This is a genomic window from Haladaptatus sp., assembly GCF_049589095.1.
In the GTDB taxonomy this organism is placed as follows: domain Archaea; phylum Halobacteriota; class Halobacteria; order Halobacteriales; family Haladaptataceae; genus Haladaptatus.
Genome location: NZ_JBAWAC010000382.1, coordinates 1 through 25,951, shown reverse-complemented (window position 1 = coordinate 25,951; position 25,951 = coordinate 1). Strand labels below are relative to the sequence as shown.

The window sequence follows — 25,951 nt, the reverse complement described above, 5'->3', positions numbered from 1 at the left end:
CGTCCAGACGTACCAGTTTCGATCCCTGCTGGCACCGTAGGCGGTGATGCTCGCGGTGACGGTGTGGAGCACCAGCGGCGCGAACAGCAGTCCAGCCAATACGAGCGGCGACGCGTCCACGCCGAGGCCGGTGGTAACGCCGAACGCCGCCCGACCGAGTTCGAGGTTCGGCAGGCCGACCAACTGGGCGATGGCGGTCAGTTTCTCCCCGGCGAAGAAGCCGAACCCGCTCAGTGCACCGAGGACGAGGAACGTCCCCGGCGAGCGGTCGAATCGCTCGTGAGCGAATCCGGCGTAAACGTGGGCGCTCTTTGCGACCTCCTCGATGACCGCGATGACGACGAGCAGGACGGGAAGCGAGAGGGCGACGGGAAGCGCGAACAGGAGCGCGACGGCGAGCAGTTCCGCGACGAAGACGAACGGAATCGAGAGCGCGCTCAGCGTCGCGACGCTCCGCTTCCCGCGAAGTTGGCCGTCGAGCGCGTCGAGTGCCTTCAACAGAACCGGGCGCTGGGTGAACATGTCCTCCTCGCGGTAGACGCCCGCGCCGAGCGCAAACAGCACGCCCGCGGTGAGAAATAGCGGAAGGGTGGAGAAAGCGTACTGCCCGAACGCGACCGATTCGCCTTGGAGCACGCGAACGACCAGTGAGAGCGGCGATATCGCCGCGATGGGGTGAACGTCGGTGAAGATGGACGGGACGAAGGCGTACGCGGTGAGGAACACGCTGAGCGACACCGTGACGAACGTGAGTTCCTTGAACGACCGAGCGAACATCGCGGCGACGAACGCACACGCGAGGAACAACAGCGCGATGGGTACGACCGACGCGACGGAAATCAAAGCCGCTCCCGCGATGGCGACCGGGCGGTCGGCGACGTTCGGCGTGAAGTGAACGATACCCAGCGCCGTCGCCGCCGCGATGGCGACCATGCCGACGAAGTACGGCAGGGTCTTCCCGGCGATGATGTCGCCGCGAGAGACCGGGGAAACCAGCAGGAGTTCGCCGCGGTCGTTGATTCGCTCCTCGATGATGCTGCTGGCGTAGGCTTGAATCACGAAGTTCATCGGTAGGACGAACGCGAACGCGAGCACCAGCGACTCGAATGGGAACGGCGGCGAAATGTCCGAGGGAGTTCCCTGCCGCGTATTGTCGGCGAACAGCGACGACCCGCTCCCGACGGATGGCGCTCGCACGGCACCCGACGAAGAGCCATTTGCCGAACCACCGCTGCCGCTACTTCCCGTACCACTGCTTCCGCGACTTCCCGCACCACTGCTTCCGCGACTTCCCGCACCACCGCTGTCGCTCCCGCCACCGAGATTGACCTGTCCGGCCTTCGTCGTCGTTCGGGCACCGACGCGTGACCCTGGCCTGCTCGTTCCCGTCCAAGCCGTCGCGTTCTGCTCGACGTACCGGAGTGTGACGTTCACCGGAAACGCGGCGGCGCGGTCGGATTCGTCCGCCATCCGTCGGTCGTTGTACTGCTGGACGGCGGACCGGAGTTCGGCGAGTGCCGCCTTTCCTTTGGGTGAGTCCTTCCGCTCAACCGCGTGACGCGGACAGCCCACGACGTTTTCGGGACAGACGAACACGTCGAAACGCCCCGAGTCGAAGTTCTTTCGAGTCGGTTCGACGGCGACGAACGTCGGGTCGTTCGCGACCGGGCCGTAGTACTGGCTTTCCTTCGAGACGCCGACGCGATAGATGCCGTCGTCCACGGTGTTCCCTCGACTCATGACCATCGGCGTGAGGGCTCCGACCAGCAGGAGGACCGCGGCGACGATGGCGACCGTCCGCCGATCGAACCCCCCGGTGTTCTTCGAGAGTTCCCAGCGCGCGATGCGGAGCGTCTTGCGGCGCTTCACGGACGCCCCTCCACGTCCGGCGCGTCGGTCGCCAAATCGAGGAAGATGTCCTCCAAACTGGGCGAACGCGTCTCGATGTCCACGACGGACCCGCCCGCGGCCTCGGCGAGTTCGCGTGTCTCCGCGACTGCGTCCATGCTTTCTACGACGCGGCGGTAGGTTCCGTTCTCCCGCACCGCGTCGGCCACCTCGACGGTCGTTGAGACGTGATACTCCGTCCGGCCGTGTTCCGCGCGGAGTTCCTCGACGCTCCCCCCGGCGACGATTCGACCGTCGTTCATCACGACGATTCGGTCGCAGATGCTCTCGACGTGAAACAGGTTGTGCGCGCTGAACACGACGGTCTTGCCGGAGTCGCTCAGTTCGCGCGTGAACTCGATGATGTAGTTCGTCGTGAGCGGATCGAGACCACTTGCGGGTTCGTCGTAAATCAGCACGTCCGGATCGTTGACCAGCGAGCGGGTGATGGCGACCTTGCGTCGCATCCCCTTGGACATGTCGCCCAAGCGCCGGTCGCGGTGTTCTAGGTCGAGGCGGTCGAGCGTGTCGTGAATCCGCTCCGTCGCCGTTTCGGTGGGCACGTCGTAGAGATCGGCAAAGAACGACAGGTACGAGGTCGGCGTCATGTCCTCGTACAGCGGCGACTCCTCCGGGAGAAACCCGAGTTGGGCCCGCATCTCGGGATCCTGTGCGTCGTAGCCCGCGACGTGCGCGCTCCCGGCCGTCGGTTCGATGAGTCCGGCGAGCATCTTCAGGGTCGTCGTCTTCCCCGCCCCGTTCGGCCCGATGATGCCGAACACCTCCCCATCGGCGACGGAAAAGCTACTTCCCTCAACGGCGGTGAACTCGCCGAACTCCTTCCGCAAATTTTCCACGTCTATCATCGATATATCCGATCCCAGACACTGTATCTACTTGAGCCTGTGCGGTGAAACCGGCGAAAAACATCAAATTGTCGTCATCGAAGCGACGCCTGCACCGCCCGCTCGGCGATCTCGCTCGCGCTCGTCGCCGAGCGTTCGAGACCGACCAGTGCGACCGTCCAGACGTAGGAGCTATCCGTCTCCGCGTCCGCTCGGCGATGGAGTTCCGCGACGTCCTCGGAGAGCGTTCGGGCGGCCCGGACGGTGTCGTACGGCGGTCGTTCGGCCGTCAGTACGGCATCGACCGCCTCCTCCGTGAGCGAACGCGCCCGTCGAGCGCAGTCGTCGAGTTCGTCGCCCCAGGCGACCCGCTTGATGTCGCTTCGGTCGTAAAGCAGGTCGGCCACGCGCTGGAACCCCTCTCCGACGGGAAGCAACTCCCGGGCCGTCGTGTATCGGTCGAACGTGGCACGTCGGGACTGCCCGAGTCGGTCGAGTTCCCGTATATCGCCGAGCGCACGCCGGAACTGACCGTCGAGAACTTCGAACCGTCGTGACGCATCGTCGTGCCACCGATCGATCTGGTCGATGTTATCGAGATGTCCGTCAACGAGGGCGCTGACGACGTCACGCTGTATCGAGAGCGTGGCGTACTGGAGCTGGAGGACGGTCCGTTCGAGAGAGACGGCGGCGGTGTCGATGACCATCCTGAGCGAGAGTTCCGTCTCCGACTCGCGGCTCACCTCCAGTCCGGTCTTTCCCGATGCCGCCTTTGACGCCGCTCGGCGCTGTTCCGAACCGAGTCCATTCCCGGAGACGAGGACGAACGCCTCACTGCCGGTGGCGTACAGGGCGGTCACGACCTGTCGAACGTCGGTCGGTGGGAGTTCGGTGATATCGACGCGGGGACGCTCGGCCTCGCTGGAGTTTTCCGAGGAATCCCGGTCGGGTTTGATGACGAGTTCCCCGCCGTGTGCCGGGTAGAACGAGAGTTCCATCCCGGCGTCGATGCCGTGCTCGTCCACCCACTTCTTCGGCAGCGAGATGGTGTACGATGAACTCCCCGTCGCCTGCACCGTCCTCGTGTTGTCCGCCAGTTCCACCGTCATCCGAACTTTCCAGTCACGTAGTCTTCGACGCGCTGGCTTGCCGGGTTCTCGAAGATCTTGTCCGTCTTGTCGTATTCGACGAGTTCGCCGCCGGTGAGGAACACGGCGGTCTGATCGCTGATGCGGGCCGCCTGTTGCATGCTGTGGGTGACGACGATGACCGTGTACTCGTCGGCCAGCGACTCGATGAGGTCCTCGATCTTCGAGGTGGCGATGGGGTCGAGCGCGCTCGCCGGTTCGTCCATCAGGATGACTTCGGGGTCCACCGCGAGACAACGGGCGATGCAGAGCCGTTGTTGTTGTCCGCCGGAGAGTCCCAGCGCGCTGTCGTCCAATCTGTCTTCCACCTCGTCCCAGAGGGCGGCCCGTTGCAACGAGCGTTCGACGAGTCCGCGCGCCTCGTCCTTGTCGTCGCGGCCGAGCAGCGACGCGAGCAGGCCGGTGTCGATGTCGCCGTGTTTGCGCGGCCCGTAGGTGATGTTGTCCCGAATCGATTTCGGGAACGGGTTCGGACTTTGGAACACCATTCCGACCTTCCGTCGGAGCTGGACGATATCCGCGTTGTCGTCGTAGATATCCGCTCCCTCGAATTCGACGGATCCATCGACGCGTGCGGCTCGAATCCTGTCGTTCATGCGGTTGAGGCACCGCAGGAAGGTCGATTTCCCACATCCGGACGGGCCGATGAGTGCGGTGACGCTCCGTTTCGGAATGTCCATCGAAACCGATCGGAGCGCCTGATCGTCGTCGTAGAACACGTCGAGGTCCTCGACCGAGATGGCCGTTTCGCCCGCGAACGTGTAGTCCATCCACTCCGATTTCGTTTCCTCCGCCGATTCACCGTCTACCCGAGTCGTAGCTGTCTTGCTCATTGGTTCAGTTTCCGCTGGAAGTACAGTCGCGTCGCGATGCCGACAACGTAGAAACAGATGATGACGACGAGGAGCAGGAAGGCGGTCGCCCACCCGAACTCCTCACTGCCGCTGACGCCAGCCTCGATGACCGCGTATATCTGATACGGCAGGGCGCTCGAAGAGTGCAACAACGCATCGTTTGTCACGAACGGCGGCGCGGTCGAGAACTGGAAGCTGTCGAGCACGTGGATGCCCCGGTCGTTCAGGCCGCCCGCGGTGACGAGGATGAGCGGTGCGGTTTCGCCGGCGATTCGACCGACGCCGAGGATGATACCGGTGATGATTCCCGGAACCGCCGCCGGAAGGACGACGCTTCTGATGGTCTGCCACCGCGTTACCCCGAGTGCGACGCTCCCGTCACGGTAGGCGTCCGGAACGGACTGGATGGCCTCACGACTCGTGATGAGAACGAGCGGCAGGAGCATGAAGCCGAGCACGAGTTGTCCCGCGAGCACGCTCGGTCGGCCGCCGAGGCGCGGCAGGAGGAACGCGTAGCCGAACAGGCCGTAGACGATGCTCGGCGTGCTCCAGAGGCCGTTGGTCACAATATCAACGATGGAAGTGAACGATCCGCGTTCGGCGTACTCGGTGAGGAACACCGCCGCACCGACGCCGAGCGGGACCGAAACCAGGATGGCCCCGAGGACCAGCCAAAACGTTCCCACGATGGCGGGTTTGACGCCCGGAATCATCACACCGAGACCGCTCCCGTTCATCACGAACGGCCAGTGTATCGAGAACCCCGGCCCGATGTGGAATCCCTTCAGCGCTCGTTCCGCTCCCTTCTCGGTGACGAAGAGGACGAGCATGGCGAGCAATCCGAGCATGAAGAACGCGTTCGTTCCGACGAGGAAGTACGCGCCCGTCTGCTGGCCCCGCACGCCGAACCCTTCGGTGGCCTTCGCGGCCGACCACGCCGTCAACAAACTGGCGACGAAGGCGAGGCTCGGTATCGCGATTATCCCTTTTATCCCGAGGTCGAACGTCGTCAGTTTCCACGTCCACTCCGGCGAGATGACGCCGGTGAGAAAGAGCACGCCGACGAACGCGGCGAACAGCCCCCACGGGAGCGTGGAACCGAGGTCGTCCGATGCAAACGTGACGCCGAAGAAGACGAGCACGCCCGCGAGCAGTGCGGGAACGGCCCACCCGAGCGTGGAACTGATCCCGAGCGTCTGGGAGACGACCAGTCCGATTATGGCGAGCGCGAAGGCCGCGGCGAGCGTCCCGGGAAGCACTCCCGTCTTGTCGCTCGCACGCGTCTCGACGACGTCGGTCGCGGAAGCGACGCCGACGAACACCACCCCGACCCCCGTCAGGACGAGGGCGATGCCGTACAGCGTGTACAGGTGGACCGAACCGAACATGTCGGTCGCGGTTATCCAACTGAAGACGTTCGCGGCCGCAAAGATCATCGAGAGGAACGCGATGCCGACGATGGCGATGGTAACCGTTCGCCACCAGTCGGTGTCCATACTCCGATGAATGTCGCCCTTGTAGGCGTCGCTCATAGCGACCCCCCGAGCCTACTTTCCATGCGGCGCTCGATGAGGAGCGAAGCGATGCTCAACGCGAGGACGGTGATGTACAGCACGACCCCGGCCGCGAACAGCGCGCTGAGGTACGGCTTGTCGGCGATGGCGTTTCCGTACTGGCTCACGATGAGCGTCGTCAGCGTCTCGGTGTTGCCGAAGACGTTGTACAGGGGTTTCGGGAACATCGCGTTGTGCCCGAGCATGACCGTCGCGGCCATCGTCTCGCCGATGGCGCGGCCGACGCCGAGGATGACGGCGGCCGAAATCCCCGACACGCTGGCGGGGAGGATGACGCTCTTGATTGTCTGCCAATCCGTGACGCCGAGCGCGAGCGCGCCGTCGGGCATCGCATTGGGGACGGCGGTGATCGCGTCCTCGGCGATCGAAACCACCGTCGGGAGCGCCATTATGCCGATGATGAGGCCGACGGCGAACAGGCTTCCCAAGGTGGTGAGTCCGAGGTAGTCCATCATCGCCGAATTGACGATGTTGAACCCGATGAACCCGTAGACGATGGACGGGATTCCGGCGAGCATCTCGACGCCCGGCTTGACGATGTCCCGGACCCATCCGGGAGCCATCTCCGCGATGAAGATCGCGCCCGCGATGCCGAGCGGTCCGGCGATACACGTCGCGATGAGGGTCGTGACGAACGTCCCCCAGATCATCGGGGCGAGTGCGAAGACGCGATCGGAGGACGACCAGAGGGTGCCGTCCGTCTTGGTCACGATGTCGAGACCCATGATTCGAAACGCCGTCATGGACTTGAACACCAAGAACAGGGTGATGAGTCCGAGGACGACGATGGTCGAGACGGTGGCGAGGAAGGTGAGCGCACGCGCCGTTACGGCCTGATTTCGAACCCAGCCGTACAGCGTCACTAGCAGGAAGCTGATGACGGGAAAGACGGCGAGGGAAGGTTCCATCAGGAAAACGATCGCGAACGCAACGACCGAACAGAGGCCGACCCCTGCGGCGATCTGTTCGTCGAGCGCCAACCGTCCCAACCCGAACGAGTCGGTACGATTAGAGAGGATGTGTGTTACTGACATTGTTTGTATAAGTCGTTCACACCGATGCTACCCACCGTGAACGACTGTGTGGTCCATGAAACCGAAGTGGTGGTTCCGCGGTTACGGAACCGGATGACTGATACTGTGGCTGCTGACGGATGCTACCGCCTGGTTTACTGCTTGAGCTTTTGCTTCTCTTCCTTTCGGCGATCCTCCGGAAGCATGATGTAGTTGTGCGGCTTGACGAACTCCTTCTGTCCGAATTCGCTGATGATCATGCCGATGAACGCGGCTTCGTACTTGTCCGTTCCCTCGTAGGTGTAACAGTGCAGGTCACGGTTGAGCGGGTAGTCCTTCGAACCGAGGTTGCCGTGCTCCTGCGAGTACACCGTGCTATCGACTTTGAGGTGAAGCGCGGGAGTTTTGTCGCTGACGAACGCGTAGCCGACGTACCCGATGGCGTTGTTGGAGCCACCCACCGTCGAGGCGACTTGCTGGTTCTCGCCCTTGTGCACCTGGACACCGGCCGCTTCCTTCTTCCCGTCGAGGACGTTCTCGTGGAAGATGGTTCGGGTACCCGACCCTTCGACACGACCGACGACCTGAATTTTGCGGTCCGGACCGCCGAGTTTGCTCCAGTTCGTGATCTTCCCCCTGTAGACCTTGGCGAGATCTTCGATCGTAATCTGTTTGACGCCACTGTCTTTGATGTCCTTGCTGACGACGACCTGCATCGCGTCGATGCCGACGACGTGGTTCTTGAACTTGTCGTAGCTGTCGAGTCCCGAGAGTTCCGCCTGCACGGGAGCGGAGGCGTCGCCGATGTCCGTCTTCCCTTCCTTGACCTTGTTCAGGCCGACGCCCGAGTGGCTCAGGCCGACGGAAACGTGGAACGGAATGCCCTTGTCGCTGTTCGCCGAAACGTCGTACTGAGAGGCCCAGTAGTCAGCGAAGTTCTTCTTCGTGTCGATGTTGTACTTGCTGTGGGGCCAGTACTCCTCGTCGTCCGCCGGCGCGTTGTAGTTCCACAGCGACGCCGCATCGTTCGTGATGGGGTACACCGTCGAGGAGCCACCTGCCGTCAGGAGGTCCTTGCTCTTCATGTCGCCGCTCTGTTCCGACGTCTTGTCGGAGTTATCGTTGGACGTGTCCGAACCGTCGCCTCCCGAGCTCGTGCTCGAATCTTTGGAATCGCCGCTACTGCCGCTACAGCCAGCGAGGGCTGCTGCGCCAGCGACGCCGGTTACCGCGAGGAAGTTTCGTCGTGACGTGCCACCGTTCGCCCGTTCGGATTTTCGCGTCATTCACTCGGAGGAGGCCGATGGGACATAAAAACCGCTTATAATAGGCGTTCATATTATCACCGTTCAAGTCATACCCGAACGGAGCGCTATTGGTGCCACTATTCGGACAATTTCCGCCAATAGTAGTAATATCGGAATAATACTACTATATAGATGGCTGACAGGGTGGAACGGCGAACCGCAGTCACGAACTCCGACGAGGTATTATGATATAACTCTTTTCTCGATGAAAACAACAGTCAGTCGGAGAATGTTTTGAATTCGAACAGAGGGGGAGAACGGAGAACCGTGGCCGCGGTGATGGCTCGCTCCGCCCTTACGCGTCCTCCTCGCGGAGTTCGAACTTCTGAATCTTCCCGCTGGGCGTCTTCGGGAGTTCGTCGACGAAGGCGTACTCGCGCGGGCGCTTGAAATCGGCGAGGTCGTCGCTCCGGAGGAGGAACGAATCGAGCGTTTCCGCGGTCGTCCCCGACTCGGCGGCGACGTACGCGACCACCTTCTCGCCCCACTCGTCGTCGGGGTCGCCGACGATTGCCGCCTCGATAACGTCGGCGTGTTCGAGGAGCGTGTCTTCCACTTCTCGCGGATAGATGTTTTCTCCACCGCTGATTATCATGTCGTCCGCACGGTCTTTGACCCAGACGTAGCCGTCCTCGTCGGCGTAGCCGAGGTCACCGGAGTAGTACCATCCGTCACGGATCGCCGCGTCGGTTTTTTCGGGACCATTCCAGTACCCTCGCATCAACGCCGGACCCTGAACGATGATCTCGCCGACGGTTCCGGTCGGTGCCTCCTCGTCCGGCGCGAGCGCGTTACCGTTCTCGTCGAGTCGGGCGATGCGGACGTCGTGATTGAGGATCGGAATTCCGGCGCTTCCCGCCTTCTCCAGTTGTTCGTCCGGATAGAGTACCGTGACCGCCGGACCGAGTTCAGTCATTCCGTAGTATTGGAGGAGGTCACAGCCGATTCGTTCGTGGATGTCGCGAATGGTCGCCGGTGCCATGCTCGCTCCACCGTACCCGCCCAATCGGAGCGCAGAGAGGTCGTAGGACTCCGGGTCCGCCTGGAGCATCGCGAGCCACATCGTCGGCGCACCGAACAGGACCGTCACGTCGTGTTCCGCGAGCATCGAGAGCGCCAACTCCGGATCGAAGGAGTGCTGAATGACGGTCGCCGCCCCCACGTGGATCCGTGGAATGAGGAAGACGTGGAGTTCCGCCGAGTGATAGAGCGGTGCCGCCGAGAGGCCGACGTCGTCCCGGGTCAGTTGCTGGTCCACGAGCACGGACATGCTGTGCTCGATCATGTCCCGGTGGGCGTGGACGACGCCTTTCGGCCGCCCGGTGGTCCCGCTAGTGTACATAACGATGTAGTCGTCGTCCTGTGAGACGTCCACGCTCGGTGCCACCGTCGGTTGGTCCGCTAGCAGGTCGTAGAAATACGTGTCCGCACTCGAATCATCCACGTGGACGAACTCCTCGACCGTTTCGAGGTCGTCCCTGGCCGCCGCTACCACGTCCGCCACCGCGTCTTCGTACACGAGTACCGAACTCTCGGCGTCGTTCAGGATGTACGTCACCTCCCCGGCGGGAAGGCGGAAGTTCAAGGGATTGAACGCCGCGCCGAGTTTCGAGGCGGCGTACATCGTGAGCACCATCTCGCTGGTGTTGAACAGGAGCGTCGAGACACGGTCACCTTTTCCGACACCACGTTCGGAGAGCGCGTTGGCGAGTCGGTTCACGTTCTCATCGAACTCCCGATAGCTCCAGGTTTGGTCCTTTCGCGGGTACACCAGTGCGGTGCGTTCCGGGTACTTCTCGGCAGTGAGGGAGAGAGTATCTCCCACGGTCGGGTGCATATCCCGAGTTTCATTCGCACGAATAATAAATATCCGCACACTGGTGGTTCGAGAGTTCTCTCCCCGCACAAGCGCTCACCGAAAAGAGAGTGGACGTACGATGACCCCGACGCCGGTTTCCACGGTCAATCCGCGTCGACGATTCTGTTTTCGAGCGTTCCGATACCGTCGTATCGGATTTCGACCGCCTCGCCGGGACGAACGAGACCGGGGTTCGCGGGACTGCCGAAGGAGACGACGTCACCCGATTGGAACGTGTACCGTTTCGAGAGGAACGCGACGACTTCACGCGGGGAAAACAGCATCTCCGAGGTGTTCGCCTCCTGCCGAAGTTCGCCCCCGACGTGCGTCGTCATCTCGACGTCCGTTGGCTCCAACTCCGTCTCGATCCACGGACCCAACGGCCCAGACCCGTCGAACGCTTTTCGGGCGGTTCGCCCGTCCTGGTCGAGCGCATCGAGGTCGTTGAGTATCGTGTATCCGCGAACCGCGTCGTCCACGTCGTCGACGTCGAGGTCCGTGCATCGATCGTCGATAACGGCCGCGAGTTCCCCGGCGTAGGTCAGTTCGCTCGTCCAGTCAGGGTACGGTATGGTCGCCTCGTGCGGACGAACCGAGACGGGCGGCTTGATGAACCAGTCGGGACGTTCGGGCCGCTCGTAGTCCATCTGTTCGTTCGTCGCCGCGTAGTTCCGCCCGACGCAGTACAGTGCCGACGGTTCGCAGGGAGCGAGCAGTTCGGCGTCGTCACCGACGACGTACGACTCTGTGCCAGCGTCCACCGTCCCGTCCTCGTATTCGCCGGTCAACACCCCGTCCGCGGTACGAATCCGTGCCAAACGCATACGTCGAACTCACTCACAGCAGGCGTCTATTCCTTTCGGTGTCCCTCGCTCACGTCTCGAATGGCCTGGCTACGGTAGCCACCCCGAAATATTTACGCCAGAAAACAATATATGATCCAAAATTTCCAAAGGTTTAAATTAGAATGTCAAACCAAACATACTCATAACGACATGTCTTCGATGGATATTTCACCGTGTTCTGACACACCTGCCACGTCTGATACTAGAACGGTTCCCCCACCGATTCCACCGGACGACCCGGACGCGTGGTACGCACCGGACGTGCGCGACCAACGCGAACTCCATCCCGGTGTCGTCGCCACGGTTCGGGAGACGGACGACGGCTTTCGATACGACGTTCGAACGCCCACGCTCAGTGCCGCTGACGAGGAAGCGGTCACCCGAATTCGGGAGTATTTCGCCACCGCGAATCTCCGCCGACCGCTCACGCGCGAGGGTGCCGTGGAGTGTGTGGAACACGGGTTCGAACCGAAGTACCGGCGTGCCATCGACCGCCTGACCGACCTCTCGCCCGACTCCCGGCGGCGCGTCGAGTATCACGCGCTCGCCGAACTCCTCTGTCTCGGGCGACTCACCCCCCTCGCGCTCGACGAACAGATCGAGGTCGCCGACGCCGCGGGCGACCATCTCGTCGTTCACACCGAGAACTACGCACCCGCGGATACCGACCTCCCAGCGGACGCCGACTACCTCGCGCGCTTCGCCAGCGAGCGTATCGAGACGCACACCGTCGATTTCGAGGGGTTCCGTATCCCGGTCGTCGTCTATCAGGAGCATCTGTTGGGTACCGACTCGTTCGCCACGAAGTACGCCGTCCTCGAACCCAACCTCCTTCCCGACGACGACCGACTCATCACGGAGTGTAAGGACCGAATCTGGGAGACCCACGTCGGCGACATCGTGGACGACCGAGCGGCGTTCGTCCGCGAACGCGCGAAGCAGTTCCTCTCGCGGCGATTGACCGCCCGGAACACACGCGCCTGGTTCGACGCGGCGAAGTATCGCGTCCGGACGGCGCTCGCGGAGTACGACCTCGCCGTTCCGCCCGTGGACCATCGCTTTTCGGATGACCGCCTCTCGGACCTCGTGTACTACGTCCTCCGGGATTACGTCGGCCACGGCAAGCTCACGATTCCAATCCGGGACGGATTGCTCGAAGACATCGAGGCGAACGAGGTCGGGGAACGGATCAAAGTGATTCCCCGCGGTCACGCCATCGGCCACGGCGAACGCATCCCGACGAACCTCTCGTTCGAGGACGAATCGGCGTTCGTCAACGTCGTCACCCAGATGGCCGCTTCCGATGGTGTCGAACTCAACGCCAGCACCCCCAGCGCGAAGGTCAACCTTTCCCCCGACGGTGTGGCCGACGAGGAGACCATTCGCTGTGCCGTCGCCCTGCCGGTCATCAGCGAGGGCGGGCCGCACATCTCGATCCGAAAACAGGCACCCGATACGATGACGCCGGTCGATCTGCTGAATACCGGAAGCATCTCCACCGAAATCGTCACCTTCCTCTGGCAACTGTACGAGCACCACGGCGTCGCGCTGTTCTCCGGGCAAACCGGTGTCGGAAAGACGACGCTGATGAACGCGCACATGCCGTTCATCCCGTACCGCGACCGGCCAATCAGCATCGACGAGGGGTCACGGGAGGTTCGACTGCCACACGAAACCGGCGTCTCGCTCACCACCCGCGACCACGAAAACGACTACAAGCGGGTGACGATGGCCGACCTGATGACCGAGTGCAACTACCTGAACCCGGATGTCGAGGTCATCGCCGAAATCAACACCCCCGCTTCCTTCCAGACGTTCGCCGAATCGCTCAACACGGGACACGGTCTCCTGGGCACCACGCACGCGGAAAACATCGAAAAGCTCGTCAACCGCGTGGTCGAACAGGGGCTCTCGTCGTATCTGCTCCGGGAGATAGACCTCGTCGTCTTCCCGCGAAACGTCAACGGCGAGCGCTACGTTGGCGAGGTCATCGAATTCGTGAACGAAGACGAACTGGCCGAGTTGGACGGTCGCTGTGGAACGGTTCGAAAGGACGGCACGACGATTCATTGGAACACGGTCGCATGGCGCGACCACGAAGGGACGTTCCACACGAAGTACGACCATCCGCGACTCGGCGACGACGACCACGAAATCGGGTTCCAGTTCTTCGACCGACTCGCCCACCGTACTGACCGGAGCGTGGAGGAGGTCGAGACGGAGTTCCACCGCAAACACAACTACGTGCAGTATCTGGAACGCGAGGGGATGACCGACTTCGACGAACTGTTCTCGTTCCTCGCGGACCTGCAGAACAACGAAGCAGCGACCGTCGAGCGAGTATCGCGGGAGGTGAGCGGATGAGTCTCACCGAGACCCCGAACACGACGGCGAACGGGGACGTCATGGGAAACTCCATGGGCTCGGGCTCTTCCCTCGGTATCCTCGACCGCGCGCTGTACGCGCTGTTCTCGCGCCACGCCGATCACAGGCGACACGACCGGGATCGAAAACGGTACCGCGCGACGGACGTGAACGCCAGTTTCGACGTGTTCCTGTCGCGGACCTACGGTCTCTCGTGGGTCGTCTTTCTGGCACTGTTCGCGTGGACGGGAGTATTGATACTCGCAATCCCTCCTTCCGTCCTCGCACATCTCGTGTCATTCTTTCACGGCGGCGTACCTGTGTTGGAGAAACTCACGTTTCCATCCGTGTCCCGCGTGGACGCCGCAGCGATACTCGCCGTCGTCTGCGCGACGGGCGGAAAACGGGCGACGGTGTGGTTCGGCGGATTGTATCTCGGCTGGGCGGCGAGTGCACGTCGGTCGAACATCGAACGGACGCTCCCCGGCGCGGTACGCTATCTCCGCGCACTTTCGTCGGGGAGCGACGATCTGATCGCCATGCTTCGGAAGGTCGCCGACCGGGAGGAATCCTACGGCGAAACCGCGGTCGCGTTCCGGAAGGTGTTGAACAAGGCCGCGCTGACCGGGAGCGTCGATGACGGCTTGCGAATCGTCGCGCGTGATACACCCTCGCGGGACGTGCTCGCGCCGTTTCTGCTCAAGTTCCGCGAACACGCCGAACAGGGTCCCGACGCGCTGGAGCAGTATCTCCAGATGGAAGGGCGGATGTTGAGCCACAGCCAGTCTCGCTCTCACGAACAGGCACAGGATTTCCTCGAACTGCTGGCGGAGATGTTCATCGTCCTGCTCGTCATTCCGGCGTTGCTCGTCATCGTGTTGACCGTGATGAGCGTCCTCGCGCCGGGGTTGGCGGCACCCGCACCGGCACCGTTCGGTGCGCTCTCGGTTCGTGCGTTCATCATCTACGGAAGTGGGGCGTTCATCCTCGTCATCGGTGCCGGTGCTGCGGTGATGGTGTCGTCGCTCCGTCCCGCGGACCAATCCCCGCCGGGTCACGCACGGTCGAGGGATGTCACCGATTTCCTGCGGACGGTGTTCATCAATCCCGCAAATACCATCGTCGCGTTTGGTCCGGCGGCGGTCGTCGTCGGAACGCTTCTCCTCTCCCTTGGCTACACGCCGACCAACGTCGTCCTGCTCTCGTACGTCGCGTTCGCCCTTCCGGTCGGGTTGGTGTCGGTACGGCGCTCGCGCCGTGACGACGCGAAAGACCGGGAAATAAAGGATTTCGTCCACGCCGTGTCGAGCCACGTCAGTCTCGGGCGACCGTTCTCGACCGCCGTCGAGCGCGTCGCCCGCGACGTGGACCTCGGCGCGCTTCAACCGAACGTCAACGACCTCGCGTTCAGTGCGAACCTCACCAGCCGCGAAGGCGATCTCCGACGCGATGCCCTCACCCGATTCGTCGACGAAGTCGGAACGCCGCTCGCCGACCAAACTATCGGTCTCGTCACCGGAACCCTCGATGTCGGCGGGGATACCGAAACCGTCTTCGACACGCTACAGGTCGAAATCGGGCGGCTGTACCACCAGAAGAAGTCGCTGCGTTCGAACATGCTCGTGTACGTCGTGGTCGGGTGGACGACGGCACTGCTCGTCGTCGGGATCATGGTCGCCGTGAACACGTACGTCCTCGACAGTTTCGCACAGCTATCGACGGTCTCCTCGTCGAACGCCGGGTTCGCGCTCGACCCGAACGCGGTGCAACCGATCCGCGACCGATATCGGTTTTACGTCGTTACCCAAGCGACCATGCTCGCGTGTGGCTGGTTCGCGGGGTACGCGAGCCGCGGGTTCTACGAAGCACTGCTTCACTCGGCCGCACTCGTCGCGATCGCGTACTTCGTCTTCGCGGGGGCGGGAATGGTATGACCTCCACAACCCGTCCGGACCGCACGACTCGCGCCCAATCGAACGTCGTCGGCGTCGCGCTCCTCTTGGGTGTCGTCATGCTTTCGCTCGCTTCGCTGACGGCCAGCGTCGGGATGGTCGTCCAAAGCAACGCCGCGACGGCGGACTCGGCGCGTGTCGCAAACGACATGAGCAACGCACTCGCCCCCGTCGAGACCACCGGAATCCATCGCGGTCGGATCTCCTTTTCGAACGGCAAGCTGACGACCCAGAGCCGGGAGCTTCGAGTCCTCGACGACTCCGGCAATGTTTGGACAGTGGAGACCGATGCGCTCGTTTTCACGAGCGGAAACAGGCGTGTCACGTACGTGGCTGGTGCGGTCGTCCGAGGGACGAACGACGGCGGCCAAATGTACGCACGCCCGCCGATAACGTCCTCGCGACGTGGTGGTGTCCTCATCGTCGGCGCACCGAAACTCGACGCTTCGAAGAAAACGGTCGTCTCCACGAGCGGCGAATCCGCACTCGTCCGTACGAACGTCACGCACAACCGGACGACGCTCGGCAACGGTACCTATCGAGTCGCGATCGAGACGAGGACGCCCGACGCGTGGCGGCGTTACTTCGAGCGGGAGAACGCCACGACGACGATTCGGGACTTCGACGATGACGGTATCCAAAGCGTCGTGGCGAAATACCCGGGGCGACGGTTCGCCTATCTCGTCGTCCACGACATGCGAACGGAGGTCGAATGATGGACGCCCGTAGACGGAGGACGAACGAAAGACATCGAAGCCGCAAAAGTGACAGGCGGTTCCGCGACGACCGTGCCGTTAGCCCCGTCATCGGCAAGGCACTCGAAGCGGGACTCGTCGTCCTGTACATTGGACTGCTGACGACGACGCTGTACAGTGGCGTCGTTCCGAAGTACAAGGTCGCCGTCGGCCACGAAGTCGGCGACCGTGTCCTCTCGAAGACGGCGGAACGCATCCAGCAGTCGGTTCCCGCTGATGGGACGAACGTCGACGTACGAATGCGTGTCTCCCTGCCGGAGACGATTCGCGGCCACGAGTACGTCATCCGTGCAAACGGGCGGATGCTGATGCTCGACCGCTCGGACGGGGGCTCGAATTCGAGCGTGCGACTCTCGCTTCCGTCCCGTGTCGCGACGGTACGCGGAAACTGGTCGAGTTATGACCCCGCCATCATCGCGGTATACAGCGGTCCGGATGGTCTCATCGTGGAACTGAAACGCGGGAAACGAGGGACGAATCGATGAACCGGAAGGGGACGGACGAGCGACTCCCGCGGTCACAACTGCGCGGACAGATGAACCTGCCCGCGCTGGCGGTCGCCCTCCTCATCCTGACGATGGTGACGGGATTGAGCGTCGGTATCGCCGATCGGGCGTTCGTCGGCGCGGATAGGACCCCGACGAAGCGTCGGATCGCCGTCGCGACGAGCGAACGGTTCGTGTCCGCGGACGGTCCACTGACAATTCGGGCGAACGTCCTCGACGGGACGAAAGTAGCGAATCTGAACACAACCCGCCTGATGACGTTGTTTCCCATCCTCGCGGATCACGACGTTCGAATCAGGCTCGGCGACACGATTCTTGCGGAACGCGGGTCTCCCTCGGGTGGCACGACGATTCGCCGTATCGTGCTGGTCGAAAATCGGAGTGCGGTGACGCGGACACCGCCGCTGTCGGGAAGGGATCCACAGTTCACGCTGCCACGGCGTACGCCGAACGCGACGCTCGTCGTTCACCCACCGGACGGGACGACGGTGAGCACCGTTCGAGCGAACGGACGAGTCGTTCTCCGAAACGAGTCGGGTCTCGACGGGGAGTTTCACGTGTCGCTCTCACGGTTCGAGACGACGCGGTTCACGTTCGACACGAACGGAGCGCTCCCGACGGGAAGCGTCCGTGTGACGTACTATCCGGCCGGAACCCGGAAGTCGATTCTGGCGGTGACCGTCGATGGGTGATCGAAAACCCCGCGCCCAACTCTCCCTTTCCATCGTGGAGTCGGGAATCGGCGTCGTGCTCATCCTCGGCGTTACGATGGGCTTCGCGCTCGGCGTTCCAGCGCCACACACGAGAGGGACACAACTGGACATGTACGCGAAGGACGCCGGAAACGTGCTCATGAACGACGCTCCGAGGCATCAGGGAACGACGCGACTGGCTGAGATCATCGACTCGTCGAAGTCGTTCCGCCGCGAGAAAGGCACACTCGAACATCGTGTCGACCGCATCCTTCCGGACAACCTCATGTTCCGGGTCGAAACGCCGTACGGGTCCGTCGGGTATCGGAAACCGGCAGGCGTTCCGGTCGGCCACTCCACAGTGACGACGGCGAACGGCGACGTGACGGTCTGGGTGTGGTACGTGTGAACGACCGCGCGCAACTCGTCCTCGGCGCGGCGGCACTCGTCGCCGTCGCGTTGACTCCGATACTCTTCGCGTATCTCCAACTGGGCTACAGCGGGGACGTGGCCGCGAGCGGCGAGTACGACGCGCCCGTCCAAAACGCACAGCGAGTCCTCTCGCGCGGCGTTCACGGTGCCGGGAGCGGGGTTCCGGAATCGTATCGCTGGCAACAACGAGACGCCGCCATCTCGACGGTTCGCACCGATTTGCAGGGGACGCTCGACTCGCTTCGCTCGTCTCGCGTCGATTCGGGCACCGTGTATCAGGTCGAATACAACGAGTCGGCGGCACGGGTGTGGTGTCAGGCCAACTGCCCGGATGGTCCGAACCGACAATTCGGGGCGTGCGAGGCGAGTAGAGGCGTGGTCGTTCAGAATCGGGACGGCGAAACGCACGTCCTCGCGGTGGCGTTCGACGTTCGGGTGACGATGGAGCGAGGGAGGTACGAGACGACGCTCGTCGTGGAAACGCGGGGCAGAACCCGATCGTCTCGAACAGATCTCGAATCAAAACGGCTCGTCTTCGCATCCGTATAGTTCGACGACGGTCCACGTACCGGCGACAGCGTTATTCTGTTACTCGTCTTTCAGTGTGACAGCGGCTATTGTACCAGGTCAGTCGAGGGGCTGACGGGGTGGGTTTCAGATGAGCCAAACCGAGAATCGGACGTTAACGGTGCCGGTGAACGAGACGGATCACGTCCGCGGGTCCGACGACGCGCCGGTGACACTCGTGGAGTACGGCGATTTCGAATGTCCCTACTGCGGCGATTTCTATCCCATCGTCCGCCGGATTTTGAACCGACTGGGAACCCGAGTCCGCTTCGTCTTCCGGCACTTTCCGCTGACGGAGCAACATCCACTCGCACAGCGGGCCGCCGAGGCGTCGGAGGCGGCCGCGGCGCAGGGACGGTTCTGGGAGATGTACGACCTGCTGTATCAGCATCAGGACGCGCTCACCCGCGCCGACCTCATCAGCTACGCCGAGGAACTCGAACTGGACGTCGATCGGTTCGCGGACGAACTCGACCGCGGGGTGTACGAAGAGCGAGTTAGGGAGGATTTCGAGAGCGGCATCTACAGCGGCGCGAACGCGACGCCGACGTTCTTCGTCAACGGCGAACGCTACGACGGTGCGTACGAGCTCGAACCGCTCCTCGAAGTGATCGCCGAGGCCGGTGGTCTCACCGAGATTCAGCGGTCGTTACAGCCGGAAAACCGGGAGCTTCGGGAGACGATCGACCGTTCTCGGCGGGGTGCACCCGCCGCTGGCGAGGCCGTCCGCGACCGATTCTCGGCGGACGAGATCTTCCAGCGCGTGACGGCGACGGCGGACGAGGAGATCGAACGGAGCACGCGGTTGCTGTTCTTCAGCGGGCTCGCCGCCGGATTGAGCATCGGCGCGACGTTCCTCGCGCGGGCCGCAATGACGACGGCGTATCCGGACAGCGTGGGGATGAGCAACCTGTTGTATCCCGTCGGATTCGTGATGATCGTCATCGGCAGTTACCAGCTATTCACGGAGAACACGCTGACGCCGGTGACGTTGGTATTGACGCGGCTCGCGAGCCTTCCGCAACTGCTTCGACTGTGGACAATCGTGCTCGCGGCGAACGTCATCGGTGCGGGTATCACCGCTTACCTCCTCGCCACGACGGGGATTTTCGACCCCGCTGTGGCCGTGACCGCCAGCCAATTCGGCGAGCACGCGATGAGGACGGCGTGGTGGGCGCTCTTCTACAAGGGTGCCTTCGCGGGCGGCCTCGTGGCGACGATGGTCTGGTTGGTGCACGCGGCCCGGGAGACGATTTCGCGTCTCATCATCATCTACGCCATCATGATCATCATCCCCGTCGCCGACCTCTTTCACTGCGTCGTCGGCGCGTGTGAAGTGCTCTTTCTGGTGTTCATCGGCAGCGAGACCCTCGGATCGGTGTTCTTTCACTTCTTCGTTCCCGTCGTCCTCGGAAACACCCTCGGTGGTATCGTGTTCGTCGCGCTCGTGAACTTCAGCATGACCGAGAATCGGCGATTTCCCGAACACGACCGCCAGCGGTTCGAACTGCCGTGGGCCGACTGGCTGTTCGGTTCCCGTCTGATGAACTCCCTCCGTGAACGCGACCGTGAGAACGCCGTCGATGATCGGACACAGCCTCGCTCGGCCGAGCGTCGGAACTGATCGGGAAGGGAAACGGTAACGGTAACGATGACCGCGATGTCCTACGAAGTGCTCGGCGAAGACGGTCGTGATAGGTTTCGCCGTTATGCCTACATATTTTATTCAGTCGCCCGTTTCCGTAGCCATGCAAGGAGAACCAGTTCGCCTCGGTGTCGTCGGCTTGGGATTCATGGGCCAGACTCATGCGACGAACGCGTCCGAACTCGGCCACGAGGTCGTTGCGGGTGCCGACACCGTCCCCGATATTCGCGAGAATTTCGAGACGAAGTTCGGCGCGAGAACCTACGAGGAGTTCGAGACGATGTACGAGAACGAGGACCTCGACGCGGTCGCCGTGTCCACGCCGAACGCGTTTCACGAGGACGCCGTCGTCGCCGCGCTCGGGCGGGGCTACGACGTGCTCTGTGAGAAACCGCTCGCCGACAGTTTGGAGGCCGCCGAACGGATGGCCGAAACCGCGCGGGAGGCCGACGGGTTCTGCATGGTGAACTTCCACAACCGCGTCTCGACCGCGGCTGAACTGTTCAAGGGCTATCAGGACGCGGGTCACTTCGGCGACGTTCGGCACATCCGGGCGAACTACATCCGCAGTCGCGGCATCCCCGGTGTCGGTTCGTGGTTCACCAACGAGGAACTCTCGGGCGGCGGCGTCGTGGTCGATATCGGCGTTCACGCCATCGACTTCGCGCTGTACCTGATGGACTTCCCGCCGGTCGAGACCGTGTTCGGCGTCACCCGCAACCAGTTCGGGAATCGGGACGACTACGTGGACCCGGACGACTGGTACGACGCCACCGAGGAGGCCGTGTTCGACGTCGAGGACTCGGCGACGGCGCTGATCCGCTGTGCCGATGGCCGGACGATCTCGCTCGAAGTCGCGTGGGCGACCAACGAAGCCGAGAGTCAGGAGTTCGTCGTTCGCGGGTCGGAAGCGGGCGCACGTCTCGACCTCGGTGGCGACGACCTGACGATGTTGGAAGCGAGATCGAACGGCCCCGACCACCTCGTGGAATCCACCGTCAGTGACGCCTCCATCGACCACGTCGGCTGGAAGGGAAGCGACAAGCGCTTCCTCGACGCCGTCGTGGCCGGGCAAGCGCCCGAGTTCAACACCATCGAGCAGGCGCTCACCACCCAGCGCGTGATGGACGCGATCTACCGCTCCTCTGAAACGGGCGACTGCGTCTCGGTCGGCGAGAAGCGATAAGCCGAACCGTCCGACTCGCATCCCTTTTTGATTCGAATCAGTAGAACAGGGAGTCCCACACGAAATCGATGAGACAGATTCCTAGATAACAACCGAGCGTTCCGATGATGAACTCCTCGGCGGCGTCAGCGGGTGTCTGAATCCCTCCCCAGTGGAGGAATAGGAGGCGTGCGACGACGTAAATCGCCATCGTCACGGCGACGACGACGAACATCGGAGTGTTGCGGAAGTACCCCAGTTTGGAGGACGGGCGTTCGGTTTTCGGAAGGACCATGTTGTCAGATTTAGAATATAATGGAATATATTATTTTTCATCTGTCAGTGACACTGACACTCCCGTGACGAAACGCGGGCAACACTCAGGTCTCCCCAAAGCGATCCCTCAAACGGATTCATGACTGTCGGCATCATCGGCGGCGGCGTCATCGGCACGAGTTGTGCGTACTACCTCGCCGAGCGCGGTCACGACGTGGAACTGTTCGAACGGGACGATATCGGCGGCGGGACGACGGCCGCCTCGATGGCCGTGTTCGTGTGGCAGGCGGTGCCGCCGAGCGAGTTCGCACACGAACTCAGACGGCGGGCGTGGGACGAGTACTCGGTATTCATCGAGGACGGCGAATTGGAGTACACACAAACAGGACTGCTCCACGTCGCGTGGTTGGATTCGACGCTGGAGACGTATCGGGAGTACGCGGATTCGCTCCGGGACGCGGGAATTGACGCGGAGATCCTTCCGGACGCAGGTCCGTACGACGACGAGCGCGCCGTCGGCGCGCTCTCGACGCCCGAAGACGGCCACTTCGACCCCGTCGCCATCGCGGAACTGTACGCCGAAAAAGCACGGAACGTGGGCGCGACGATTCGAACCGGGACGGAAGTGAGGGGCGTCCAAACCGAATCAGGGAGCGTCACGGGAATCGAACTGGCTGACGAGAGGATTCCGGTCGATGCGGTCGTGAACGCCGCCGGGCCATGGGCGGTGGATGTGGCTGGGATGGATGCCGAACTTCCCGTGCGGCGGACGGCAGGTCCCATCGTCGGATTCGAGACTCCCGACGACGCGGATACCGAAATTCCGTTCACCCTCTTCGAGAACGAACTCTACGTCCGTCGATACGCGAAGGGACTGTACGTCGGACACTACAACACCGAGTTTCGGGCGGACGAGGATGCGACTCCCACGACCGGAGATTCCCCCGACGACGACTTCGAACGGAGAGCACGGAACCTGCTCACGGAACTCGGCTTCGACGCCGACCGCTTCCGCCGCGAGACGGGATGGATCGGTTACCGAACCGTCACGCCCGACGGCCTGCCGATCGTAGGTGAGGGACGGACGGAAGACTACTATCTCGCCGTCGGCATGAGCGGCCTCGGAATCACCCGAGCACCCGTCGTCGGACAGTTGATATCCGAAGCGGTGGACGGCGAATCGTCGCCGATGCTCCGGCAGCTGTCCCCCGGGCGTTTCGAGTAGGGACGTGAGACTTCGCTGAAATGACGACAGTTCTGATTTAGTTGTCTACATGTTTATGCCCGTCAACGGCGTAATGAAGCGACAACGCAGGAGAACAGCTGTCGCACGGTTGCGCTCTTCGGATGCGACTGTAAGGGGTGGGAGACAGATGGGAACTAACACGACGAAGCTGGCGAATCGCGTGCCGACGATCACCGAACAAAACCGGAAGTGGTGGGTGGTGGTGGCCATCGGCATCGCCGGGATTCTGGTCAGCGTAGATTTCAACGGTCTCACGGTCGCGCTTCCGACCATCGGTCGAGATCTCGGCATATCGACCACGGGGCTCCAGTGGACCATCAACGCCTACCTGCTCGCGTTCGCCGCGCCGATGGTGGCGTTCGGACGGCTGTCGGACATCTTCGGTCGGCGGCGCGTCCTGCTCATCGGGATCACCGTCTTCATCGCCGCATCGGCGTTCGCCGGATTCTCCCAAAGCGAACTGTGGCTCGTGTCGGCCCGCGTGGTGCAGGGCTTGGGCGCGGCGGCCTTCTTCGCGGCGTCGCTACCGATAGTCAGTCACGCCTTCCCCGAGAAGGAACGCGGCAAAGGTATCGCGCTCTGGGCCGCCATCTCCGGCCTCGGACTGGCCGCCGGGCCCCTCGTCGGCGGCGTCCTCACCCAGATGGTGTCGTGGCGCTGGTTTTTCTTCTTCAACGTTCCGCTCGCGGCGGTGGCAGTCATCCTGACGCTCGCGGCCGTGCGCGAATCGCGTGACGAGACGGTCGGCCATCACGTCGATTTCGGGGGACTGGTAACCGTTACCGGCGGTCTCGTCGCGCTAGTACTCGCGATTCAACAGGGTGACACGCTCGGCTGGGGGTCACCGTTCGTCATCGGCGCACTCGGCGCAGCGGTGCTGTTGCTCGCGGCGTTTTTCGTCATCGAGCGGCGCACCGACGACCCGCTGATCGAACTCGACCTCTTCGCGAACCGGGACTTCCTCGGCGCGAACGCGGTCGGATTCGTCGTGAACTATGGGTTCGGCGCGCTGTTGTTCTACATGACGCTGTATCTCCAGAACATCCTCGACTACTCCCCGTTACGGACCGGATTGGTATTCCTGGCGTTCACGGTGCCGCTGGTGGCGTTGGAAGCACGGACGAACGACGTTTCGGCCCGGCTCGGCGTCCGAAATTCGATGGTCGGTGGGATGGCACTCATGGCAGTCGCGTTCGTCTTCCTCACCCGTGTCACTCCGACGAGCGGATTGGTTACCGTCCTCGTCGCACTCGTCCTCGCTGGAACCGGGATCGGAGTGGCGTACACGCTCTCGAACACGGTCGGAATGGGAGCGCTGCCCGACGCGAAGGGCGGCGAAGCGTCCGGCGTGCTGGGGATGGTTCGGCTCTTGGGGGCCGTCTTCGGGGTCGCGGTGACCGGTGCCCTGTTCAAGACGCTTGAGAACGAGAAGCTGGCCGAACTGCTTGTCAAGGCTGGAGCGGCGCTGGATGCATCCGACAGACAGGAGATCAAGGGGCTGCTGTCCGGGTCCGATGCCGCGGAGGCGACGCTCAAACACCTCGCCCCGGAAGTCGAATCGCAGGTGGAGCGAATCGTCCATGTGGCCTTCGTCTCCGCGTTCGGCCGGGCGATGTTGCTCTGTATGGCCGTCTCGATACTCGGCGTCATCGCGGCGTACTTCATCATCGAAGCCGCCTCGTCGGAGTGAATCCTGCTTCGGTTCCGTTTGAACCCTGTTTTGGTTCCGTAGTCGGCCTACGCGTCGAACAGTGCGCGGATCGCTTCGTCGCCCGCTTCTCCGTTCTCGTCGTCGTACTTCGACAGCGCGAGCATCAGCTTGAGGCGGGCTTTGTGCGCGGGAAGGTCCCCTGCGAACAGCGCTCCGGCGTCTCGCAGCGTCTCGCCGCCGCCCGCGTTCCCGTAAACCGGCGTCGTACGCCCGGCGAGACAGCGCGAGGTGACGACGACGGGCGTTCCGTCCCGAACCGTCGATTCAATGAACTCCCCGAGTTCCGCGGTGACGTTGCCGAGTCCCGTTCCGTTCACGACGAGGCCGTCCGCGCCAGCGTCGAGCGCGGCCGCGGCCAACCGTTCGTCCACTCCGGTCCCACTCCCGACGACGAAGACGGTCGGGTCGAGCGAGGCGTCCGGAACGTGTACTGATTCGCTTCGCGGCGGGCGGAGGATTCGAACGCCGGTCCGGTCGTGGGTCGCAATCGGGCCGACGCCGGGCGAGGCGAAGGCGTCGAGTTGCGACGTGTGGACCTTCGTGACGAACCGTGCCGAGTGAATCTCCTCATCGAAGGCGACGTAGGTTCCGCCGTCAACACCATCGTCTTCGACGAATTCCCCTGCCGCCGCAAACGCGGTGACGAGGTTCGTTAGGCCGTCGAATCCCCGTTCGTCCGGTCGTCGCTGTGCGCCGGTCAGGAAAACCGGCGTGCTCGGGTTGGCGGCCACGTCGAGATAGTACGCCGTCTCCTCCATCGTATCGGTGCCGTGGGTGATCACGACGGCATCGACGTTCGGGTCGGCGTCCAATTCCGTCACCCGCCCGCCAACGATTTCGAGCGTTTCCGTCGTCATCTCGTAACTCGGAACCTGTTCGACCTGTTCTACTGCGATATCCGCGTACTCGTCCAGTTCCGGGACGCGGTCGATCAGTTCCGCTCCGCGTTCGGTCGGGACCGCGCCGGTCTCGTGGGCCGTACTCGCGATCGTTCCGCCCGTGCCGAGAACGGTGACGTTCATATCGGCCGTTCGCATCGGACGACCAAAAAGACGGAGCGGAACGGGTCGTCGTGGGTCAGGTAGAGTGTGGGGTATCGGATGAGGTGGGAGTGGAGTGCCGAACGGATTCCAAATCAAATAAATTTAATATATTTTGATATTACTGATTCCTGTTTTACGGCGCTTTCTGGTGGTTATACTGCGATATCTCGGCGAGATTGGTCACGATAAGTACTTGAAACATTGGCTGCTACGATGATCCAATGCAAGTCGTCGGAAAGTGCCCCCCAACGAAAGCGGAGTTGCAA

General features: G+C 62.7%; 22 protein-coding genes. 11 read left to right on the top strand and 11 right to left on the bottom strand.

Translation table 11 applies throughout. The annotated features are described in order from the left end of the window. The 9 genes from WBV42_RS12040 to WBV42_RS12000 form a co-directional block, all read right to left on the bottom strand. A partial coding sequence (locus tag WBV42_RS12040) for an ABC transporter permease subunit (RefSeq protein ID WP_423986253.1) occupies positions 1-1,869 on the bottom strand: 1,869 nt, incomplete at its 3' end. After that, the gene (locus WBV42_RS12035) at positions 1,866-2,753 is read right to left on the bottom strand and encodes an ATP-binding cassette domain-containing protein (RefSeq protein WP_423986252.1); all 888 of its coding nucleotides are present in this window, start codon (positions 2,751-2,753) and stop codon (positions 1,866-1,868) included. The genes WBV42_RS12040 and WBV42_RS12035, both read right to left, overlap by 4 nt. A gap of 74 nt (positions 2,754-2,827) precedes the next feature. Then, positions 2,828-3,841 (bottom strand): AbrB/MazE/SpoVT family DNA-binding domain-containing protein, encoded by a 1,014-nt coding sequence (locus tag WBV42_RS12030; protein ID WP_423986251.1) that lies wholly within the window; start codon positions 3,839-3,841, stop codon positions 2,828-2,830. After that, the gene (pstB, locus tag WBV42_RS12025) at positions 3,838-4,713 is read right to left on the bottom strand and encodes a phosphate ABC transporter ATP-binding protein PstB (protein WP_423986250.1); all 876 of its coding nucleotides are present in this window, start codon (positions 4,711-4,713) and stop codon (positions 3,838-3,840) included. The genes WBV42_RS12030 and pstB overlap by 4 nt, the downstream gene beginning before the upstream one ends. Further along, positions 4,710-6,266, bottom strand: a complete 1,557-nt coding sequence (gene pstA, locus WBV42_RS12020) for a phosphate ABC transporter permease PstA (RefSeq protein ID WP_423986249.1) — start codon at positions 6,264-6,266, stop codon at positions 4,710-4,712. Before pstA ends, pstB begins: the two co-directional genes overlap by 4 nt. Continuing rightward, a complete protein-coding gene (pstC, locus tag WBV42_RS12015) occupies positions 6,263-7,342 on the bottom strand; it encodes a phosphate ABC transporter permease subunit PstC (RefSeq protein WP_423986248.1) in 1,080 nt (359 codons plus the stop codon). Before pstC ends, pstA begins: the two co-directional genes overlap by 4 nt. 134 nt (positions 7,343-7,476) lie before the next feature. Beyond that, entirely contained in the window at positions 7,477-8,607 is a 1,131-nt protein-coding gene (locus WBV42_RS12010; RefSeq protein ID WP_423986247.1) for a PstS family phosphate ABC transporter substrate-binding protein, read from the bottom strand. A gap of 316 nt (positions 8,608-8,923) precedes the next feature. Continuing rightward, complete coding sequence (locus tag WBV42_RS12005) at positions 8,924-10,465, bottom strand: long-chain-fatty-acid--CoA ligase (RefSeq protein ID WP_423986246.1); 1,542 nt, start codon at positions 10,463-10,465, stop codon at positions 8,924-8,926. Between the two features lie 125 nt (positions 10,466-10,590). Next, the gene (locus WBV42_RS12000; RefSeq protein ID WP_423986245.1) at positions 10,591-11,310 is read right to left on the bottom strand and encodes a fumarylacetoacetate hydrolase family protein; all 720 of its coding nucleotides are present in this window, start codon (positions 11,308-11,310) and stop codon (positions 10,591-10,593) included. Between the two features lie 180 nt (positions 11,311-11,490). Here WBV42_RS12000 and WBV42_RS11995 point away from each other — a divergent pair, with 180 nt between their 5' ends. From WBV42_RS11995 to WBV42_RS11955, 9 genes are all read left to right on the top strand, one after another. Further along, complete coding sequence (locus WBV42_RS11995; protein ID WP_423986244.1) at positions 11,491-13,695, top strand: type II/IV secretion system ATPase subunit; 2,205 nt, start codon at positions 11,491-11,493, stop codon at positions 13,693-13,695. Next, positions 13,692-15,629 carry a type II secretion system F family protein gene (locus WBV42_RS11990; RefSeq protein ID WP_423986243.1) on the top strand — a complete coding sequence of 646 codons (1,938 nt, stop codon included), beginning with the start codon at positions 13,692-13,694 and terminating at the stop codon, positions 15,627-15,629. The genes WBV42_RS11995 and WBV42_RS11990 overlap by 4 nt, the downstream gene beginning before the upstream one ends. After that, positions 15,626-16,363, top strand: a complete 738-nt coding sequence (locus tag WBV42_RS11985) for a DUF7289 family protein (RefSeq protein ID WP_423986242.1) — start codon at positions 15,626-15,628, stop codon at positions 16,361-16,363. Before WBV42_RS11990 ends, WBV42_RS11985 begins: the two co-directional genes overlap by 4 nt. Beyond that, positions 16,363-16,887: a DUF7266 family protein gene (locus WBV42_RS11980; RefSeq protein WP_423986241.1), complete on the top strand. Its 525-nt coding sequence runs from the start codon at positions 16,363-16,365 to the stop codon at positions 16,885-16,887. Before WBV42_RS11985 ends, WBV42_RS11980 begins: the two co-directional genes overlap by 1 nt. Beyond that, positions 16,884-17,600 carry a DUF7263 family protein gene (locus WBV42_RS11975; protein ID WP_423986240.1) on the top strand — a complete coding sequence of 239 codons (717 nt, stop codon included), beginning with the start codon at positions 16,884-16,886 and terminating at the stop codon, positions 17,598-17,600. Before WBV42_RS11980 ends, WBV42_RS11975 begins: the two co-directional genes overlap by 4 nt. Continuing rightward, complete coding sequence (locus WBV42_RS11970; RefSeq protein WP_253228580.1) at positions 17,593-18,009, top strand: DUF7262 family protein; 417 nt, start codon at positions 17,593-17,595, stop codon at positions 18,007-18,009. The genes WBV42_RS11975 and WBV42_RS11970 overlap by 8 nt, the downstream gene beginning before the upstream one ends. Then, entirely contained in the window at positions 18,006-18,581 is a 576-nt protein-coding gene (locus WBV42_RS11965) for a DUF7261 family protein (protein WP_423986239.1), read from the top strand. The genes WBV42_RS11970 and WBV42_RS11965 overlap by 4 nt, the downstream gene beginning before the upstream one ends. 109 nt (positions 18,582-18,690) lie before the next feature. Continuing rightward, the gene (locus WBV42_RS11960) at positions 18,691-20,223 is read left to right on the top strand and encodes a formate/nitrite transporter family protein (protein ID WP_423986238.1); all 1,533 of its coding nucleotides are present in this window, start codon (positions 18,691-18,693) and stop codon (positions 20,221-20,223) included. A 124-nt stretch (positions 20,224-20,347) separates the two neighbouring features. Then, complete coding sequence (locus tag WBV42_RS11955; protein WP_423986237.1) at positions 20,348-21,430, top strand: Gfo/Idh/MocA family protein; 1,083 nt, start codon at positions 20,348-20,350, stop codon at positions 21,428-21,430. A gap of 37 nt (positions 21,431-21,467) precedes the next feature. Here WBV42_RS11955 and WBV42_RS11950 read toward each other — a convergent pair whose 3' ends face one another. Beyond that, entirely contained in the window at positions 21,468-21,704 is a 237-nt protein-coding gene (locus tag WBV42_RS11950) for a hypothetical protein (RefSeq protein ID WP_423986236.1), read from the bottom strand. Between the two features lie 120 nt (positions 21,705-21,824). Here WBV42_RS11950 and WBV42_RS11945 point away from each other — a divergent pair, with 120 nt between their 5' ends. Both WBV42_RS11945 and WBV42_RS11940 read left to right on the top strand, forming a co-directional pair. After that, positions 21,825-22,910: an NAD(P)/FAD-dependent oxidoreductase gene (locus WBV42_RS11945; RefSeq protein ID WP_423986235.1), complete on the top strand. Its 1,086-nt coding sequence runs from the start codon at positions 21,825-21,827 to the stop codon at positions 22,908-22,910. A 148-nt stretch (positions 22,911-23,058) separates the two neighbouring features. After that, positions 23,059-24,621 (top strand): MFS transporter, encoded by a 1,563-nt coding sequence (locus tag WBV42_RS11940; RefSeq protein WP_423986234.1) that lies wholly within the window; start codon positions 23,059-23,061, stop codon positions 24,619-24,621. A gap of 47 nt (positions 24,622-24,668) precedes the next feature. On the opposite strand, the gene WBV42_RS11935 is transcribed toward WBV42_RS11940, so the two are convergent. After that, the gene (locus tag WBV42_RS11935) at positions 24,669-25,664 is read right to left on the bottom strand and encodes an asparaginase (RefSeq protein ID WP_423986254.1); all 996 of its coding nucleotides are present in this window, start codon (positions 25,662-25,664) and stop codon (positions 24,669-24,671) included. Between the last annotated feature and the right edge of the window lie 287 nt (positions 25,665-25,951).

Coding starts and splice junctions, on each gene's coding strand:
- WBV42_RS11950 (WP_423986236.1), bottom strand. CDS start 21,704: ATGGTCCTTCCGAAAACCGAACGCCCGTCCTCCAAACTGGGGTACTTC.
- WBV42_RS11955 (WP_423986237.1), top strand. CDS start 20,348: ATGCAAGGAGAACCAGTTCGCCTCGGTGTCGTCGGCTTGGGATTCATG.
- WBV42_RS11995 (WP_423986244.1), top strand. CDS start 11,491: ATGGATATTTCACCGTGTTCTGACACACCTGCCACGTCTGATACTAGA.
- WBV42_RS11980 (WP_423986241.1), top strand. CDS start 16,363: ATGGACGCCCGTAGACGGAGGACGAACGAAAGACATCGAAGCCGCAAA.
- WBV42_RS11970 (WP_253228580.1), top strand. CDS start 17,593: ATGGGTGATCGAAAACCCCGCGCCCAACTCTCCCTTTCCATCGTGGAG.
- WBV42_RS11985 (WP_423986242.1), top strand. CDS start 15,626: ATGACCTCCACAACCCGTCCGGACCGCACGACTCGCGCCCAATCGAAC.
- WBV42_RS11990 (WP_423986243.1), top strand. CDS start 13,692: ATGAGTCTCACCGAGACCCCGAACACGACGGCGAACGGGGACGTCATG.
- WBV42_RS12000 (WP_423986245.1), bottom strand. CDS start 11,310: ATGCGTTTGGCACGGATTCGTACCGCGGACGGGGTGTTGACCGGCGAA.
- pstA (WP_423986249.1), bottom strand. CDS start 6,266: ATGAGCGACGCCTACAAGGGCGACATTCATCGGAGTATGGACACCGAC.
- WBV42_RS12030 (WP_423986251.1), bottom strand. CDS start 3,841: ATGACGGTGGAACTGGCGGACAACACGAGGACGGTGCAGGCGACGGGG.
- WBV42_RS11960 (WP_423986238.1), top strand. CDS start 18,691: ATGAGCCAAACCGAGAATCGGACGTTAACGGTGCCGGTGAACGAGACG.
- WBV42_RS12005 (WP_423986246.1), bottom strand. CDS start 10,465: ATGCACCCGACCGTGGGAGATACTCTCTCCCTCACTGCCGAGAAGTAC.
- WBV42_RS11945 (WP_423986235.1), top strand. CDS start 21,825: ATGACTGTCGGCATCATCGGCGGCGGCGTCATCGGCACGAGTTGTGCG.
- WBV42_RS11940 (WP_423986234.1), top strand. CDS start 23,059: ATGGGAACTAACACGACGAAGCTGGCGAATCGCGTGCCGACGATCACC.
- pstB (WP_423986250.1), bottom strand. CDS start 4,713: ATGAGCAAGACAGCTACGACTCGGGTAGACGGTGAATCGGCGGAGGAA.
- WBV42_RS12010 (WP_423986247.1), bottom strand. CDS start 8,607: ATGACGCGAAAATCCGAACGGGCGAACGGTGGCACGTCACGACGAAAC.
- pstC (WP_423986248.1), bottom strand. CDS start 7,342: ATGTCAGTAACACACATCCTCTCTAATCGTACCGACTCGTTCGGGTTG.
- WBV42_RS11975 (WP_423986240.1), top strand. CDS start 16,884: ATGAACCGGAAGGGGACGGACGAGCGACTCCCGCGGTCACAACTGCGC.
- WBV42_RS11935 (WP_423986254.1), bottom strand. CDS start 25,664: ATGAACGTCACCGTTCTCGGCACGGGCGGAACGATCGCGAGTACGGCC.
- WBV42_RS12035 (WP_423986252.1), bottom strand. CDS start 2,753: ATGATAGACGTGGAAAATTTGCGGAAGGAGTTCGGCGAGTTCACCGCC.